Origin of the sequence: Pantoea sp. Morm, from assembly GCF_016643525.1 — a bacterium.
Taxonomy (GTDB): domain Bacteria; phylum Pseudomonadota; class Gammaproteobacteria; order Enterobacterales; family Enterobacteriaceae; genus Pantoea; species Pantoea dispersa.
Map to the genome: position 1 here is coordinate 1 of NZ_VOQX01000096.1, position 15,398 is coordinate 15,398.

Annotated in this window: 13 protein-coding genes and 2 pseudogenes; 6 read left to right on the forward strand and 9 right to left on the reverse strand. The window is 54.6% G+C overall.

Annotated elements, in window-relative coordinates; all coding sequences use genetic code 11:
- From FT726_RS22580 to FT726_RS22600, 5 genes and pseudogenes are all read right to left on the reverse strand, one after another.
- The coding region (locus FT726_RS22580) for a cysteine peptidase family C39 domain-containing protein (RefSeq protein WP_346303475.1) at positions 1–263 on the reverse strand (263 nt) is incomplete at its 3' end.
- Positions 253–1,521, reverse strand: a complete 1,269-nt coding sequence (locus FT726_RS22585) for an HlyD family secretion protein (RefSeq protein ID WP_104187323.1) — start codon at positions 1,519–1,521, stop codon at positions 253–255. The genes FT726_RS22585 and FT726_RS22580, both read right to left, overlap by 11 nt.
- An 81-nt stretch (positions 1,522–1,602) precedes the next feature.
- Positions 1,603–1,857 (reverse strand): hypothetical protein, encoded by a 255-nt coding sequence (locus FT726_RS22590; RefSeq protein ID WP_346303476.1) that lies wholly within the window; start codon positions 1,855–1,857, stop codon positions 1,603–1,605.
- Between the two features lie 11 nt (positions 1,858–1,868).
- The gene (locus tag FT726_RS22595) at positions 1,869–2,618 is read right to left on the reverse strand and encodes a hypothetical protein (RefSeq protein ID WP_146068643.1); all 750 of its coding nucleotides are present in this window, start codon (positions 2,616–2,618) and stop codon (positions 1,869–1,871) included.
- 458 nt (positions 2,619–3,076) lie between these two features.
- A pseudogene (locus FT726_RS22600) lies at positions 3,077–3,409 on the reverse strand (recombinase family protein); the annotation flags it as partial.
- Here FT726_RS22600 and FT726_RS22605 point away from each other — a divergent pair.
- Positions 3,407–3,706, forward strand: a pseudogene (locus FT726_RS22605) (Tn3 family transposase); the annotation flags it as partial. The pseudogenes FT726_RS22600 and FT726_RS22605 sit on opposite strands and share 3 nt — an antisense overlap.
- Before the next feature lie 141 nt (positions 3,707–3,847).
- Here FT726_RS22605 and FT726_RS22610 read toward each other — a convergent pair.
- Entirely contained in the window at positions 3,848–4,888 is a 1,041-nt protein-coding gene (locus tag FT726_RS22610; RefSeq protein ID WP_346303477.1) for a tyrosine-type recombinase/integrase, read from the reverse strand.
- A 575-nt stretch (positions 4,889–5,463) separates the two neighbouring features.
- Here FT726_RS22610 and FT726_RS22615 point away from each other — a divergent pair.
- The 4 genes from FT726_RS22615 (at position 5,464) to FT726_RS22630 (ending at position 10,322) form a co-directional block, all read left to right on the forward strand.
- Positions 5,464–6,447 (forward strand): DUF1852 domain-containing protein, encoded by a 984-nt coding sequence (locus FT726_RS22615; protein ID WP_215481328.1) that lies wholly within the window; start codon positions 5,464–5,466, stop codon positions 6,445–6,447.
- Positions 6,448–6,474: 27 nt separating this feature from the next.
- Positions 6,475–7,503, forward strand: coding sequence for a methionine synthase (locus FT726_RS22620; protein ID WP_021509410.1), 1,029 nt, complete (start codon positions 6,475–6,477; stop codon positions 7,501–7,503).
- Positions 7,504–7,849: 346 nt separating this feature from the next.
- The gene (locus tag FT726_RS22625) at positions 7,850–8,233 is read left to right on the forward strand and encodes a hypothetical protein (RefSeq protein ID WP_150360275.1); all 384 of its coding nucleotides are present in this window, start codon (positions 7,850–7,852) and stop codon (positions 8,231–8,233) included.
- Positions 8,234–8,264: 31 nt separating this feature from the next.
- Positions 8,265–10,322 carry a pyrroloquinoline quinone-dependent dehydrogenase gene (locus FT726_RS22630; protein ID WP_407075085.1) on the forward strand — a complete coding sequence of 686 codons (2,058 nt, stop codon included), beginning with the start codon at positions 8,265–8,267 and terminating at the stop codon, positions 10,320–10,322.
- A gap of 134 nt (positions 10,323–10,456) precedes the next feature.
- Here FT726_RS22630 and malG read toward each other — a convergent pair whose 3' ends face one another.
- Genes malG through malE form a run of 3 tightly spaced genes read right to left on the reverse strand, consistent with a single transcriptional unit; the run spans position 10,457 to position 14,138 of the window.
- Positions 10,457–11,347 carry a maltose ABC transporter permease MalG gene (gene malG / locus FT726_RS22635; protein ID WP_058759158.1) on the reverse strand — a complete coding sequence of 297 codons (891 nt, stop codon included), beginning with the start codon at positions 11,345–11,347 and terminating at the stop codon, positions 10,457–10,459.
- Positions 11,348–11,356: 9 nt separating this feature from the next.
- Positions 11,357–12,889, reverse strand: coding sequence for a maltose ABC transporter permease MalF (gene malF, locus FT726_RS22640; RefSeq protein ID WP_346303479.1), 1,533 nt, complete (start codon positions 12,887–12,889; stop codon positions 11,357–11,359).
- Between the two features lie 58 nt (positions 12,890–12,947).
- Positions 12,948–14,138, reverse strand: coding sequence for a maltose/maltodextrin ABC transporter substrate-binding protein MalE (gene malE, locus FT726_RS22645; RefSeq protein ID WP_031280090.1), 1,191 nt, complete (start codon positions 14,136–14,138; stop codon positions 12,948–12,950).
- 361 nt (positions 14,139–14,499) lie between these two features.
- Between malE and malK the strand changes: the two genes are divergently transcribed.
- A partial coding sequence (gene malK, locus FT726_RS22650; protein WP_346303480.1) for a maltose/maltodextrin ABC transporter ATP-binding protein MalK occupies positions 14,500–15,398 on the forward strand: 899 nt, incomplete at its 3' end.

The following is a 15,398-nucleotide window of genomic DNA, read 5'->3' on the forward strand; positions in this document are numbered from 1 at the left end:
TCAAGCTCAAGTGATAAAGCCCGGCCCGCCAGTCCCACCTCCCCGGCAATGGTGTACAGAGTGCTCAGCGTGGCGCCGCGAGACGAGATGCCACCCCGGCTGCGCAGGGCAAACAAATCTGCGTGATGGCCGTGCCAGCCTGCCACCATCGCGATACAGGCCAGCCCGCATTCGGCAGCTTCAGTCTGCAGAATCAGGGGGGCACGCCGGTACAGTGAGAAATTGAGACGGCGTAATAGCCCTTCAGGTCCGTTACTGTTCACTCACCGCCTCCTGCGTGCTGTCCCGCATGTCATAGAGTGGCGCAAGTACCCACTGCCACAGTTTTCGTTTCTCTAGAAACAGCGTGCATTCCGCGCGCAGCCCGTTTCCGGGCCGGAGGCGGTGTCCCTGCCAGACAAAGTGCGTCACATCAGGCGTGACGGTCAGTCGGTACCAGGTCTCGGATGTGCTGGCGTTTACGGCAGGCGCGCCGGACCAGGATGCCCTTTCATGTAGGGTCGCCGGGGCTGAAGATATCTGCGTGATCCGTCCGGGAAACTGACCAAACTTTTCTGCCGGAAAAGCGTTATACCGTATGTTGACCGGTGAGCCTGCCTTAATGAATGGCACGGCGCTGTCCGGCACCCACATGACCAGTTCCCAGCGGGGAGTTGCGAAAGGAATAACCTGTGCCAGGGCGTCGCCGACGCTGACCGACTGTCCAGATGTCAGGCCGGCGATATCTACCCGCCCGTCCACCGGCGAAGTCACGACCAGCGTTCCCGCCGCGTCGTCCAGGGTTTCCTGGCGAACCAGGTCGCTGCGCTGCATCTCCATGCGAAAAATATCGTTATCAAAATCAGCGGCGCGCGTGCGGATGTCGCCCGTCAGAGCCAGCAGCTGCAGAGCGCTCAGCGTCAGCAGGTCGTTCTGCTGCTGATAGTAAAGAGCGGCCTGCTGGGAGAGCTGGTCCCGGTTGATGAGGCCCGCGCGCTGATAGCGGCGATAGCTGTCCATATTCTGCTTCATTTCCTTCAGCCCCTCTTCGGCCTGGTTCAGTACGTCAGCCGAGTGCGACAGCGCCGCCGCATAACTGGCTTTCTGTTGCTCCAGGGTTTCCAGCGTGACGCGTTTGTTTTCACGCAGGTGATTAATGATGCTCTCAACGCTTTTTATCTGGGCCTGCGTATTCTGCCGCTGCTGAAGGCTGACCACGCCGGATCGCGTCGTATGGCTGACGTCAATTTCATAAAGAGGCTGCCCTTTTTTTACCTTGTCACCTGCACTGACCAGACGGCTGATAATAAACCCCTGTCCGGGGGCGGTGACCCGGACTGGGCCGGGCAGGGAGGCCAGCTCCCCGCTAACGGTCACCCGACGGGTATAGCTGCCGATGCAGAGAAACAGTGCAAGCACGATAAAAAAGAGCGCGGTGAGGGCAAGATGCACCCAAGCGGGAAGGCCGCGGGCCAGCAATGCCCGACCATTCCAGAGTCGTGACCGGTGACTGAGCGCCGCTGCACGATAGAGGGAGTCCATGAGTATCCTGAAGAAATAAAAGCCAGTAGTTGTCATAATAAGGCGGCCATAATGGCCGCCTGGAGAGCAGATTCTCTGTAATCAGCGGTTTTTACCACCACCCATCTGACCACTTTTCCCCTTGTTGCTGGATTTACCACCGTTCCCTTTATTATTCCCGGATGCAGAGGACCCGGTATCTGGTGCGTTTAATCCACAGCCCGCGTGAAAGCTAGCCGAGGTAGTTGAGCCACCATGTCCATCTTTAGACGTGGAGAAAGAACCACCAATAGAGCAGCTGCCAATTGAAAACCCACCTGCGACTACATTCATTTCATTCAAAGAAAGTTCACGCATTATTATTTCTCCTAATTACAGTAGCTTGCGAATATAACGTGCTTTTTTCTCATTGAAACAACCCATTGAGAAGATGAATTGGCATAGTGTATGTTTGTTATGCCAAACTTTTTCATGTCTGCCGGAGTGTATGAAAACCATTTCTCAGGGAACTTATATCTATAATCAGATTTTAACTGAGGACAAAAAGATAGCTTATTGTCCACACCAATTTTTCTGTAAAACTCAATATCATCTTTTTGTAACTTTTTAATTTCCCGGAGCGAGAAAAATTCACTCTTTGTTATGTTTCCAGATATTGCAATTTCTCTCTCAGGGCCGTTGATACCACCATGCCATAGAAGGTACGAATCGTTACCCAGATGTTTTTTCTTTCCGGCTGGAAAAATATAGTTAGCACAGGCAGAGGCGCAAACGCTGCGCACATCAACACTGATTCCATTTTTATATATATAATCACCTATCGCTAAAGCGTTCCTGATATCACCGCCAATGCTATTTATAGATATCGTATTGATTGGGGAATTTCTAGCAAGCCTTAGGAATTCAGAATAAGATGTGCCTGTGATTTTTCCATTATAATAAATAACGCTCCCCTTAATATAGATATCGGGGGGGTCAGAAAGAACGCTGGCATCGGGGAGGTCTATCTCCTCATACGCCACACATGACGAAGAATTAAATATTAAAAAAAACATAGCTAATGAAGTAATTACGAAAGGACCACTTCTAAAAAAAGTTCTCAACTGTCCATGTTTCATTACTTTTAACTCCGTTCACACCCTTGAATGATTCAGAACCCAGTTTCGTAATCCCTGAACATACATCAAAAGCGATAAGAGGAACGCTCTTGTCTTGTGTAATGTAATGCTAACCTAAACTCGTTTTTAGTAAATGTATGTAACTGAATATTTCCTTTGTACAATTTTTTTGAAGAAGAAAGGGGCTTTTGACGATATTTTAAGATTAAAATTTTAAATTCAATCATCTAAAATGATGATGGTCATATCTGGTCGGACATGTAACGGTTGAGGAGTGCCTGAGGATTGTGCTGTTTTAGCCCGTTCGTCACCGGGGATAAGTTTCTTCTTATAAATAATCAATTTTTTCAAATCTATAGACTAATTACCTTGTTTAAATTTTCATTTTACGATAGCTCAATGCCTTAAAGACGAGTTTGATGTTTTAAACCAATCATTTTAATGATAAACAGAAAGCATCATAAGCGCTTTTGATCTTCGAGAATTTTATAGACTATAGAGCGTGCAATACTGAGCTGATGAGAGATATTAGTTGCACCCATACCTCTCTGATGAAGTTCCATAACGGCGTGCCTTTCTAAAGTGCGCTTGCGGCCGAATTTAATACCTTTTAGCTTCGCCTATTGCCTCCCTTCAATTGTACGCTCAAGGATTCTCTTGCGCTCGGCCAGGGTTACAGCTGAAAGAATAGTGATAACCATTTTACTCATTTCCGCATCGGTACTGATACCGTCGTCAATAAACCGAATGGATACACCCCGGGCGTCGAACTCTTTTATCAACTGGATCACGGTCAGAAAGGTGAGATAAGAAAGCGATATACCGACGGACAGGAAGATCAATTGGGCGCACTGGGACTGGTCACTAACTCCGTCGTGTTAGGGAATATTATTTATATGCAGGCAGCCCTGGATCATCTCCGGGCACAGGGGGAAATGCTGAATGATGAAAATATCGCACGCATCTCACCGCTTTGCAACGGGCATATCAATATGCTCGGCCATTATTCCTTCATACAGGCAGAACTGGTGACAAAAGGACATCTGCGGCCATTAAAAGAGGCGTCAGAGGAAGAAAACATTGCTTAACATGAGTTTTCGTTCCACCGAGCGTCAGCCCCCAATAACTGCGTTCATAACCACTTTCAGTCCCGGTGTCTGGGGCGCACCTGATAGCACCACTTAGCACACTGCCAGCATTTCCCAGCGCCAGGGCTTACAGATATTAATTCACAGATGTTGTTGCATCAGGTCGATCATCGCCCCGGCATGGGCATCAACGTGGCGAATATAGCGCATCACCGTTTCCGGCTTCTTCCAGGTGCCTTCCTGCATGATCTGCGCGGTGCTGTACTTATTGCTGGCCATATCAATGGCGGCACCGACCCGGGTGCTATGTCCCGACCAGCCGCGATAGCGATTCTTATTGGGTTGCAAGCCGGTGCCCGGTCCCGCTTCACGCCACGCACGGACGAAAATATCCTCCAGCGCGCGGGTCGAGAGCGGTTTATCGCAGACAATCTGCGCCTGGTTGGCGCGGTGCACCGGGCCAAAAATGAACGCGTCGGGTTCAGCGATCAGCCCGGATGCCACCAGCCACTCGGTCAGCCGTTGTGATGAGAGATCGCCGAGAGCCTTAATTAGTCCTCCGGTCATCACAATGGTTTTGGTCCAGGCGACATCGAGAATGATACGGCCATCGGCCGAGCGCGAAATGTCACGCACCCGCAGGCGGCTCAGTTCACTGATGCGCAACAGCGTGGCGTAAGCCACATGCAAAAATGCCAGATCGCGCTGCTGTTGCAGGCGGTCAGAGCCCGCCCAGCGTTGGTCCAGCGTAAGCAAATCGCGAATGCGAAAGGGGATGGCCTGACCGGCACGTTCACCGGCTATCACCGCGCTGCGATTGATTTTTTTCACCGCGCGGAACACCAGCGGCGAAACATTCGGCGGCACCAGTCCGGCGTTACGGTGTAACATGGAAATCAGTGCAGCATGAGTTGCGATTGTCGAAGAGGCGCGTCCCGATGCCTGAAGCCACAGCAGGTAATCACGCAGATCGGCAGGATCCATCGGTAAAAATTGCCGGCCATATTCAGTCGCCCAGCGGCTGCCGATCCGCATAACGCTCAGCAACTGTCGCCACGTGTTATCAGAAAACGCTTCTTTATCACTGACAAATTCTCTCAGGCGTTCAGCAATATCCTCATCAGCACTGTGCATCAGGGCCGGGCTGGCGGTAATCCCGGGCAGGGTGTCCGTTTTACTCATTAATTTATGACGTCGCTACGTGAATTCTGTGCATGTTGCAGGGTCATCATCCGCCAGATTTAACGTAGCAGTGCCGGTTTTTTATGCACGGCGTGGCGCAAACACACTGCATCATGTTAACCAAAGGTGATGATCCTGCGGATCCTGACTTCATATAATGCCAATTATATGAAGTCAGCTATTCTAACCGCTGAAAATCTGGATAGACAGCGGTAAAGGGGATGGAAAACGGTGATGGTGAAGTTTTTTCACCTGACAATCGCGCCGTCAGCTGTCAGGCTAAGGATGGGCAGTGTGATAGCGCAGATTAGCGCCTGATTTTGCAGGTTTTTTGCCCAACCTTTGCTTACTTACCCTCAGCGCGAGCCTGGTGCAGGCAACATGAAGTTAGCTCATCTTGCTTTGAAATTTAATCACTTTTCCTCACGCAGGGACTCTGGCATAACTAAGGTCATGTTAAATATTTTCGACAATATGACCACTGCTGAATTTGCAAACCTGTAAACGTTTTGAGAACTCCGGTAAAGGAGAGAACAGCGTCAGGTTGCAAGCAGAAATCAGGATGCCCGCTCGCGATGAAAAATGATTTTACCTTTAGTATAAAAAGCACGCGCTTCGATGAGAATTACAATCCCTCCAAAGATACGCGCATTACCACCAATTTTGCCAACCTGGCGCGCGGCAGCAATCGTGAAGAGAATCTGCGCAATGCGCTGATCATGATGAATAACCGTTTCAATTCGCTGGCGAACTGGGACAACCCGAAAGGCGATCGCTATGCGGTTGAACTGGATATCATTTCTGTGGAAATGAATCTGGGTGCAGGCGGCGAGGGCAAAAGCTTTCCGGCGATTGAAATCCTGAAGACCAACATCGTTGATAAAAAAACCAGTGAGCGCATTGAAGGGATCACCGGCAATAACTTCTCTTCATACGTGCGTGATTATGATTTCAGCGTTTTGCTGTCCGAGCATAATAAAGGCCGTACCGGTTTCAGTATTCCAGATGACTTCGGCGTGCTGCACGGCAATATTTTCCGCCATTTTGTCAACTCAGAGACGTATAAAGCCAACTTCCGCAAAGCGCCGGTCATTTGCCTCAGCGTCTCCAGCAAAAATATTTACCGTCGTACCGGTAACCAGCATCCGGTGCTGGGCATTGAGTATCAGCAAAATGAATCTTCATTGACCGATCTCTATTTCGCCAAAATGGGACTCAGGGCGCGCTATTTCATGCCGGCCAACAGCGTGGCGCCGTTCGCCTTCTACTTCGCCGGTGATTTGCTCAGTGATTACAGTAACCTGGAGCTGATCAGCACCATCAGTACCATGGAAACCTTCCAGAAGATTTACCGCCCGGAGATTTACAATGCGAACTCACCGGCGGGCATTGAATATCAGCCAGACCTGTATCATCAGGATCACTCGCTGACCAAAATTGTTTACGATCGCGAAGAGCGTACCCGCCTGGCGATTGAGCAGGGTAAATTTACCGAAGAGCAGTTTATTAAGCCTTACCACAGCATTCTGAAACAGTGGTCTGATCATTTCGCTCTTTGATTAACGAATAAATAAGGTTATTGATTAATGAAAACATTATTACCGACGTCAACGGCTGGCAGCTTACCGAAACCTTCCTGGCTGGCACAGCCAGAGACATTATGGTCGCCTTGGAAATTGCAGGGCGATGAGCTGATTCAGGGCAAACAGGATGCGCTGCGTTTATGTCTGGACGACCAGCAGCAGGCCGGTATTGATATCGTCAGCGACGGCGAGCAAACGCGCCAGCACTTCGTCACCACCTTTATCGAACACCTTAACGGCGTTGACTTTGAAAACCGCAAAACGGTGCGTATCCGTAATCGTTATGATGCCAGCGTACCCGGCGTGGTGGGCGAAGTGAGCCGGCAGAAACCAGTCTTTGTCGATGATGCCAAATACCTGCGTCAGCTGACGCAGCGTCCAATTAAATGGGCGTTGCCTGGCCCGATGACCATGATCGACACGCTGTATGATGATCACTATAAAAGCCGTGAGAAGCTGGCGTGGGAATTCGCTAAAATTCTCAACCAGGAAGCGCGCGAATTAGAAGCCGCTGGCGTTGATATTATTCAGTTTGACGAACCCGCCTTTAACGTCTTTTTCGACGAGGTGAATGACTGGGGCATTGCCGCCTTAGAACGCGCTATCGAAGGACTTAAATGTGAGACCGCAGTGCATATTTGCTACGGCTACGGCATCAAAGCCAACACCGACTGGAAGAAAACGCTGGGTACCGAGTGGCGCCAGTATGAGGAGATCTTCCCTAAACTGCAGAGTTCCGGTATCGATATCGTTTCGCTGGAGTGTCAGAACTCACGCGTTCCGATGGATTTGATTGAACTGATTCGTGGTAAAAAAGTCATGGTTGGCGCGATTGATGTCGCCACCAACACCATCGAAACACCGGAAGAAGTGGCTGCCACGCTGCGTAAAGCGCTGCAGTTTGTAGATGCCGATAAACTCTATCCAAGCACCAACTGTGGCATGACGCCGCTGTCGCGTCATGTGGCTTACGGTAAGCTGCAGGCATTAAGTGCCGGCGCAGAAATTGTGCGGAAAGAACTGCAGGGCTAACGCGTAACGCCTTATTGGTCTCTTACTCAGTCCGCAGGGTTTAAATATCCTGCGGACTGAGCGTTTGTAATTAACTTCCCTGCCTGACTCGCTGGCCTCGCTAAATAATCCTGTAAAACACCCGGCGGCGGTCATAAATCCCCCATTTATACCGGATTCATTCTCTGCCTCTAATCCGGCGGGCAGCCTGAATATCATCGTCTATACTCAGCAACGCGAAGTGATATATGCCGCTGCTTTTCACGCTGCGCTGGCGTTAATTTGATTAGCCCGCGCGAACAACAGCCGCATTGACTCATCAGTACACGCTGTTTTCCGTGCTTTCATCCTTAAGGGACTTCCTGGTATGTTGCAATCTCAATCCTCCCGTTTGGGCAGTTTATTGTTGCTGCTGGCGGCACTCATCGGCTTTGCCGTCGCGCTGTATGCCTGGCTCACGCCACTCACCGGTGTCACCGGCACCATTGGCGCGCTGGGCGTCGCTATTGCCAGCGTCGTGCTGGCGGTGCTGACCTTCCTGCTGCGCGCGGCAACCGGCCGTGCCGGGCGCATTTTCCTGATCGTCATCACGCTGCTGCTGCTATGCGCGATCGGTTTTGCTGCCGCGCTGCTGCATCAGGGGATCATTACGCTGGCGATGATCATCGGCCTGATTGGTCTGATTATGCTGGCGCGCAATCCGGCGCATCGCGTTCGCCACGCCACTGCACAAGGAGCTAACCGTGCATAATGAAAAATACATTCCGCTGCTCAAAGTCGGCATGACCGCCCTGGCGCTGCTGATGGCACCTGCCACGCTACGCGCCGAGGATAAAGCCGCTGAGGCGTCGATGGGTACGCAGGAGAAACTCAACGTGGATGCGGCCGATCAGCAGGCGCCCGGCACCACGCACGCCACTGATGATGTCTCCAGCGGCAAGCGCGACGGCGAGAAAGTGGCCTCTGCCAGCCAGCCGGCAACGCCGCTGGTGCCCTCCACGGCGACGTGGGACAGTTTTCACGGCCAGCTCAACGCGCAGAAATACAGCCCGCTGAAACAAATCACCGCCGACAACGTCAGCAAGCTGAAAAAAATCTGGGAGTTTCACACCGGTGACGTTTCGGATGGCAAGGGCGACACGCCGGCGACCGTCTGGTCCGCCACGCCAATTTTTGCCAACGATACGCTGTACATCGGCACGCCATTTGATCGGCTGATTGCGCTGGATCCGGGCACCGGCAAGGAGAAGTGGCACTACGATACTAAATCGCCACGTCAGGCGCTGACCCAGCCGGTACTGAAAAATCGTGGCGTCTCTTACTGGCAGGCGAAAAATCCGCAGGCGGGTCAGGCCTGCCAGAAAATCGTTTATATGGGCACCGTTGACGGCAAGCTGTACGCACTGGATGCCGATTCCGGCAAGCCGTGCGAAAACTTTGCAGATAAAGGCGTGCTCAACGTCAACCAGTGGAATACGGTTAACGCTAAATTCCCGCTGTCCCTGCTCCAGCCGCCGACGGTGGTGGGTGATCACCTGATCGTTGGCTGGGCGGGCAAAGACTGGGCTTACGCAGAAGCGCCGCCGGGCACGGTGTTTTCAATCAACGCGCAGACCGGGGCACGTGAATGGACTTTTGACGCCATCCCGGCCAGCATTCGCCCGCGCACCGGTACGGCTAACGTCTGGACCCACATGTCGGCCGACGAAGCGCATGGCCTGGTTTATCTGCCAGTGTCATCACCTTCGCCAAACTACTGGGGCGGCAACCGCGTCGATCCAATTCCGCTCGGCACCTCCACGACTGCGCTGGATGTGAGTACCGGCAAAGTGGTGTGGTCGCGACAGTGGGTGCATCATGATGTGTGGGATTACGACATCAACTCAGCACCGACGCTGATGGACATTACCGTGAACGGCAAGCAGATTCCGGCGCTGATTCAGGCCACCAAGCAGGGTTTCCTGTTTGTGGTCAATCGCCTGACCGGTGAAGATGTCTGGCCGATTGAGGAGCGTCCGGTGCCGCAGGGCGATGGTTCAGTGCAGGGCGAGAAACTGTCGCCAACCCAGCCATTCCCGACCAAACCGGCACCGCTGCTGGATCAGTCCAAAAAACCGGCGATCTGGAAACTGGCCGATATTGTTGGTGCCGGTCAGTGCTCACGCCTGTGGGATAAACTGAGCTATGACGGCATGTACACGCCGCCGACCACCAAAGGCGAAGGCGCACTGACCTATCCGGACAGCGCGGGCGGCGTGCAGTGGGGCGGCGTGGCGTTCGATCCGCAAAAGCAGATCGCCATCGTGAATACCTCTCACATCGTGCAATACGTGAAGTTGTACAGCCGCGCCGATTACGACAAGGCCGACAACGGCTCGGGCAACGAGAGTGGTTTCGCCCCGCAGGAAGGTGCGCCTTACGGCCTGCGCCTGATGGTGGCGAATAACTGGCTCGGCATGCCGTGCTGGCAGCCGCCGTTTGGCGAGATCGTGGCGCTGGATATGCACACCGGTGATGTGAAATGGCGTCGTCCGGTCGGCGCGTCGCAGCAGTACGGCTTCTTCATGCCGGAAAGCTGGGGCTCGCCAACCATTGGCGGTCCGGCAGTCACCGCCGGCGGCGTGATCTTTATCGGTGCCTCAATGGATGCCAAAGTACGCGCCTATTCACTGGATAGCGGCGAAGAGCTGTGGTCCGATCAGGTCGAAGCGCCCGCGGTTGCCAACCCCTCGGTGTATGAATACAAAGGCCGGCAGTATGTTGCCTTTGTCGCCGGTGGTAACACCATCCTGAAGGATCAGGTGGGCGATCAGGTGGTGGTTTACGCACTGCCGGAATAACCCAGCGCAGTAAACCAACAAAGTGGGGCCACGGTGCCCCACTTTTTTTATGCCTGCAATAAAAACGGCGGCCATTGGCCGCCAAAACCTCAACAGGTGGTTGCCGTCGAGGAAGCAGTGGTACTGATGAATTTTTAACCTTTCACGCCGCCCGCCGTCAGTCCGCTCACCAGCCAGCGCTGTGCCAGTAAAAACACCAGCGTGATGGGGATGGCGGACAGCACGGCCGCCGCGGCAAAATCGCCCCACAGATAGTTCTGCGGATTAAGATACTGCTGCATCCCGACCGCGAGGGTATAGCTGTTGACGTCGCGCAGCAGCAGCGAGGCGACCGGTACTTCGGTGACCGCAGCGATAAACGCCAGGATAAACACCACCGCGAGGATTGGCACCGAAAGCGGCAGCAATACCAGACGAAACGCCTGCCACGGCGTGGCACCATCCAGCGCCGCCGCTTCCTCCAGCGAACCATCAATGGTTTCGAAATAGCCCTTAATGGTCCAGACGTGCAGCGCGATGCCGCCCAGATAGGCGAAAATCACGCCGCCGTGGGTATTGAGGCCGAGAAACGGCAGATATTGCCCCAGCCGGTCAAACAGCGCGTAGAGCGCCACCAGCGACAGCACCGCCGGGAACATCTGAAAAATCAGCATGCCCTTTAGCAAACTGGCGCGACCGGCGAAGCGCATGCGGGCAAACGCGTAGGCGCAGGTGGTCGAGAGCGCCACAATCCCCAGTGCACTAATGGCGGCGATCTTCACCGAATTCCACAGCCACAGCAGCACCGGGAAGGGCGGCGGCGTCACGCGACCATCGGCATGGGTAACGCTGAACCCGAGCGCCAGCCGCCAGTGTTCCCAGGAAATCTGTTCCGGGATCAGACTGCCGGTGGCGAAATTGCCGCTGCGCAGCGAGATGGCAATCACCATCAGCAGCGGGAACAGGATTGCCGCGATAAACAGCAGCAGCAGCAGATGCGTCAGCAGCAGACGCAGCTTCTGCGATTTCGGTTGTACCATGGCCATAACGCCTCCTTAATCAAACTTCATGCGTAGCGCTTTCAGGTTAATCACCGCCAGCGCACCGACCAGCAGGAAGATCAGCGTGGCGATGGCTGCCGCCAGGCCGAAGTCCTGACCGCCGCCGCCCTCAAAGGCGATACGCCAGGTGTAGTTGACCAGCAAATCGGTATAACCCGCCGGCGTGGTGGTGCCGAGTCGATCCGGGCCACCATTGGTCAGCAGCTGCACCAGCACGAAGTTATTGAAGTTAAAAGCAAAGCTGGCGATCATCAGCGGCAGTAACGGTTTCAGCAGCAGCGGCAGCGTAATCAAAAAGAAATTCTGCAGCGGCCCGGCACCATCCATCGCGGACGCTTCATACAGATCGTCCGGGATCGCCTTGAGCAAGCCCATGCACAGGATCATCATGTAGGGATAACCCAGCCAGGTATTGACGATCACCAGCATGGCGCGCGCCAGCGTCGGATCGCTGAACCACGCTGGCTTAAAGCCCAACAGCGCATTGAGCATGACGTTGATTTCGCCAAAACTCTGGTTAAACAGCCCCTTGAAAATCAGTATCGAAATGAATGCCGGTACCGCGTAGGGAAGAATCAGCATCACACGATAGATGGCCTTGCCCCGCAGCGCTTCCCACTGCACCAGACACGCCAGCACCATGCCCACCGCGACCGTCAGCAGCACGGTCAACAGCGAAAACAGCAGCGTCCAGCCAAATATTGCCAGGAACGGTTTCTGAATGCCTTCATCGGTGAACACGCGGGCAAAGTTTTTCCAGCCCGCGCTAACGGTAAAGCCAGGGCTGAGCTGTTCGCTGGCCCAGCTGCCATCTGCATTGATCTGCTGATAGAACCCCGTGTCCCGGTTAGCCTGATAGCGAGCGCCGTTTTGCTGATTTCTCAGCTGTCCCGGTGCGTCCAGCACATACAGCGGCCGCGTGCCGGAAAACTGGCGTAGCGAACTCATCACCAGCTCGCGACCGTCCGGCAGCCGGGCAGTTAACTGACCCAGCGCCTGACGGTTTTGGGTGATGATTTTTAAGCTGGCGCGCGCGGTGGCGGGCAGCGCGGCTGGCGTGAGGCTGAGCTGCTGTTCCCCACCCAGCGTAAACGGCACAGACAGGAAGCTGTTTTCGCCCGTGCTGAGCGCCAGCTGCCAGCGATCGCCCTGCGGATAGAGCGCGAAGTTCATCGCGTCCCCGGCCTGATACTGTCGACTCAGCAGCACCTGCTGCGCGCGCGCCTCACTGAGCTGATTGGTGCTGCTGTAGTTGGTGAAGGCAATGGCGACGGTACAGGCCAGTGGAAACAGCACAAACAGCGCCATGCCGGCCAGTCCCGGATACACATAGCGCCAGGCATAGGCGCGCCGGTTGGTGTAAATCCACAGGCCTGCCGCGCTGACTACCAGCGTGACCAGCGCAAACAGGTATTCACCCTGAGCATACATCAGCACCAGAAGGTAGCCGACCAGCAGACAGCCGATCCCGACCAGCAGGCTGCGCAGCACCAGGCTGTGCCGTCTCTTTTGCGGTATTCCTGACATGATACGGTGTTCCTTAACAGCCAGTGGCGAGCCGACAGCTGTCGGCTTCGTAACAGCATTACTTATTGAGACGCGCCTGCGCATCCTTCAGCGCCGCATCGACGTTTTGACGACCACTCAGCGCATTCAGCGTCGCGGTGCGCATCGCATACCAGAAGGCCGCCATCTGCGGGATGTTAGGCATGATGTCGCCATTACGCGCATTGCTCATGGTGGCGGCGATGCGCGCGTCTTTCTCCAGCGTTTGCTGGAATGACTTCAGGGTGACCGCGCCCAGCGGCTTATCCTTGTTAACCGCGTTGAGACCGGCGTCGGTCAGCAGGTAATTTTCCAGAAACTCTTTGGCCAGTTCCTTATTGGGACTGGCCGCGTTGATGCCCGCGCTCAGTACGCCGACAAAAGTTTTGGTCGGCTTGCCGTTCAGCGTCGGCAACAGCGTGACGCCGTAGTTGATGCCGCTTTTGTCGATATTGCTCCACGCCCACGGACCGTTAATCGTCATCGCGGTTTGGCCTTTATTGAAGGCCGCTTCGGCAATCGAATAGTCGGTATCGGCATTAAGGATTTTGGCTTTCACCTGATCGACGAGGAACTGCATGCCTGCTTTCGCGCCGGCATTGTCGACGCCGGTATCTTTCACGTCATAGCCGCTATCGGTCTTTTTGAAAGCATAGGCGCCACCGGCGGCCAGCAGCGGCCAGGTGAAATAGGGTTCCTGCAGGTTAAACATGATGGCGCTCTTGCCTTTGGCGCGCAGCTGCTTATCCAGCGCCGCCATCTCTTCCCAGCTTTTCGGTGGGGTGGGCAGCAGATCTTTGTTGTAAATCAGCGACAGCGACTCCACAGACACCGGATAGCCAATCAGCTTGCCGTTGAAGCGCACTGCATCCCAGGTAAACGGAAACAGCTTTTGCTGGAAGTTTTGATCCGGCGTGACTTCGGCCAGCAGCCCTGACTGGGCATAGCCGCCAAAGCGATCGTGCGCCCAGAAGATGATGTCCGGACCGTCACCCGTGGCGGCAACCTGCGGGTATTTCTCTTCCATTTTGTCCGGGTGTTCGACCGTCACGCTGATACCGGTGTCCTGCTCGAATTTTTTGCCTACCTCGGCGAGGCCGTTATAGCCCTTATCACCGTTGATCCAGATGACCAGTTTACCTTCTTCAATTTTGGCCACGGCCGAAGCCGAAAACAGTACGGCCGTAAGGGCGGAAAGGGCCAGAACGCGTGCGCCGGTTTTCATTGTCATAACTCCATCCTGTAAGCGGAAACGGAAATCATCAGTGGCATCATTGTGCGGCGTTATGCCATTTCCTCATCCTCCTGCGCTCTACGCCCAACGGCACTAAGCCGTGATCGCGCTTGCAAAATCGCGCCTTAATACGCGCTGGCGCACACTATTGACGCGTCAGCTCTGCGTGACAGCTCACAAAATTGCCGTGAACGTCGCGCCGGCGCAGCTGGCGTGCGCGTACTCCTCCTCCCGCCTCATCCCCCAGTAAAAACCCACACGGTGGAGGATGTTGCGCCGTCTGCGCCTGCCCATAGTGGTCGCCGGAGTCTGCCTGCGGTGCTGCAGGCAAGCATGAGCCTGCGAAGAGGAAAGCATCATGGCGAGCGTTGCGTTACACCATGTCACCAAGGCCTGGGGCGATACCGAGGTATCAAAAGACATCAATCTGGAGATCGGCGAAGGGGAATTTGTAGTGTTCGTCGGTCCATCCGGCTGCGGCAAATCAACGCTGCTGCGCATGATCGCCGGCCTGGAAACCATCACCCGCGGCGATCTGCTGATTGGCGGTCAGCGTATGAACGATGTTCCGCCCGCTGAGCGCGGTATCGGCATGGTGTTTCAGTCTTACGCCCTTTATCCCCACCTTTCGGTGGCCGAAAACATGTCGTTTGGCCTGAAGCTGGCTGGCGTAAAGCGCGCTGAAATCCAGCAGCGCGTCAATCAGGTGGCGGAGGTGTTACAGCTGGCGCACCTGCTGGAACGGCGACCCAAAGCGCTGTCAGGCGGACAGCGGCAGCGCGTGGCCATCGGGCGTACGCTGGTGGCCGAACCGCGTGTGTTTCTGCTCGACGAGCCATTGTCCAATCTTGATGCCGCGCTGCGCGTACAGATGCGCATTGAAATCTCACGCCTGCATAAACGCCTGAAGCGCACCATGATTTACGTTACGCACGATCAAATCGAAGCGATGACGCTGGCCGACAAGATCGTGGTGCTGGACGCCGGTCGCATCGCCCAGGTCGGTAAGCCGCTCGAACTCTATCACTATCCCGCTAACCGCTTCGTTGCCGGTTTTATCGGCTCGCCGCGCATGAATTTTCTGCCCGTCAAAGTGACCGCCACCGCCATCGATCAGGTGCAGGTGCGTTTGCCCAACGATCAGCTTGTATGGCTGCCGGTGGAGAGCGCCGGCGTCCAGGTCGGCAGCAACATGTCGCTGGGTATTCGTCCGGAACATCTGCTCTCCAGCGACATCGCCGATGTCACGCTGGAGGG

Bases quoted from the DNA above. Each gene is read 5' to 3' on its own strand.
- FT726_RS22585 (WP_104187323.1), bottom strand. From the start codon at position 1,521: ATGGACTCCCTCTATCGTGCAGCGGCGCTCAGTCACCGGTCACGACTC.
- FT726_RS22590 (WP_346303476.1), bottom strand. From the start codon at position 1,857: ATGCGTGAACTTTCTTTGAATGAAATGAATGTAGTCGCAGGTGGGTTT.
- FT726_RS22595 (WP_146068643.1), bottom strand. From the start codon at position 2,618: ATGAAACATGGACAGTTGAGAACTTTTTTTAGAAGTGGTCCTTTCGTA.
- FT726_RS22610 (WP_346303477.1), bottom strand. From the start codon at position 4,888: ATGAGTAAAACGGACACCCTGCCCGGGATTACCGCCAGCCCGGCCCTG.
- FT726_RS22615 (WP_215481328.1), top strand. From the start codon at position 5,464: ATGAAAAATGATTTTACCTTTAGTATAAAAAGCACGCGCTTCGATGAG.
- FT726_RS22620 (WP_021509410.1), top strand. From the start codon at position 6,475: ATGAAAACATTATTACCGACGTCAACGGCTGGCAGCTTACCGAAACCT.
- FT726_RS22625 (WP_150360275.1), top strand. From the start codon at position 7,850: ATGTTGCAATCTCAATCCTCCCGTTTGGGCAGTTTATTGTTGCTGCTG.
- FT726_RS22630 (WP_407075085.1), top strand. From the start codon at position 8,265: ATGACCGCCCTGGCGCTGCTGATGGCACCTGCCACGCTACGCGCCGAG.
- malG (WP_058759158.1), bottom strand. From the start codon at position 11,347: ATGGCCATGGTACAACCGAAATCGCAGAAGCTGCGTCTGCTGCTGACG.
- malF (WP_346303479.1), bottom strand. From the start codon at position 12,889: ATGTCAGGAATACCGCAAAAGAGACGGCACAGCCTGGTGCTGCGCAGC.
- malE (WP_031280090.1), bottom strand. From the start codon at position 14,138: ATGACAATGAAAACCGGCGCACGCGTTCTGGCCCTTTCCGCCCTTACG.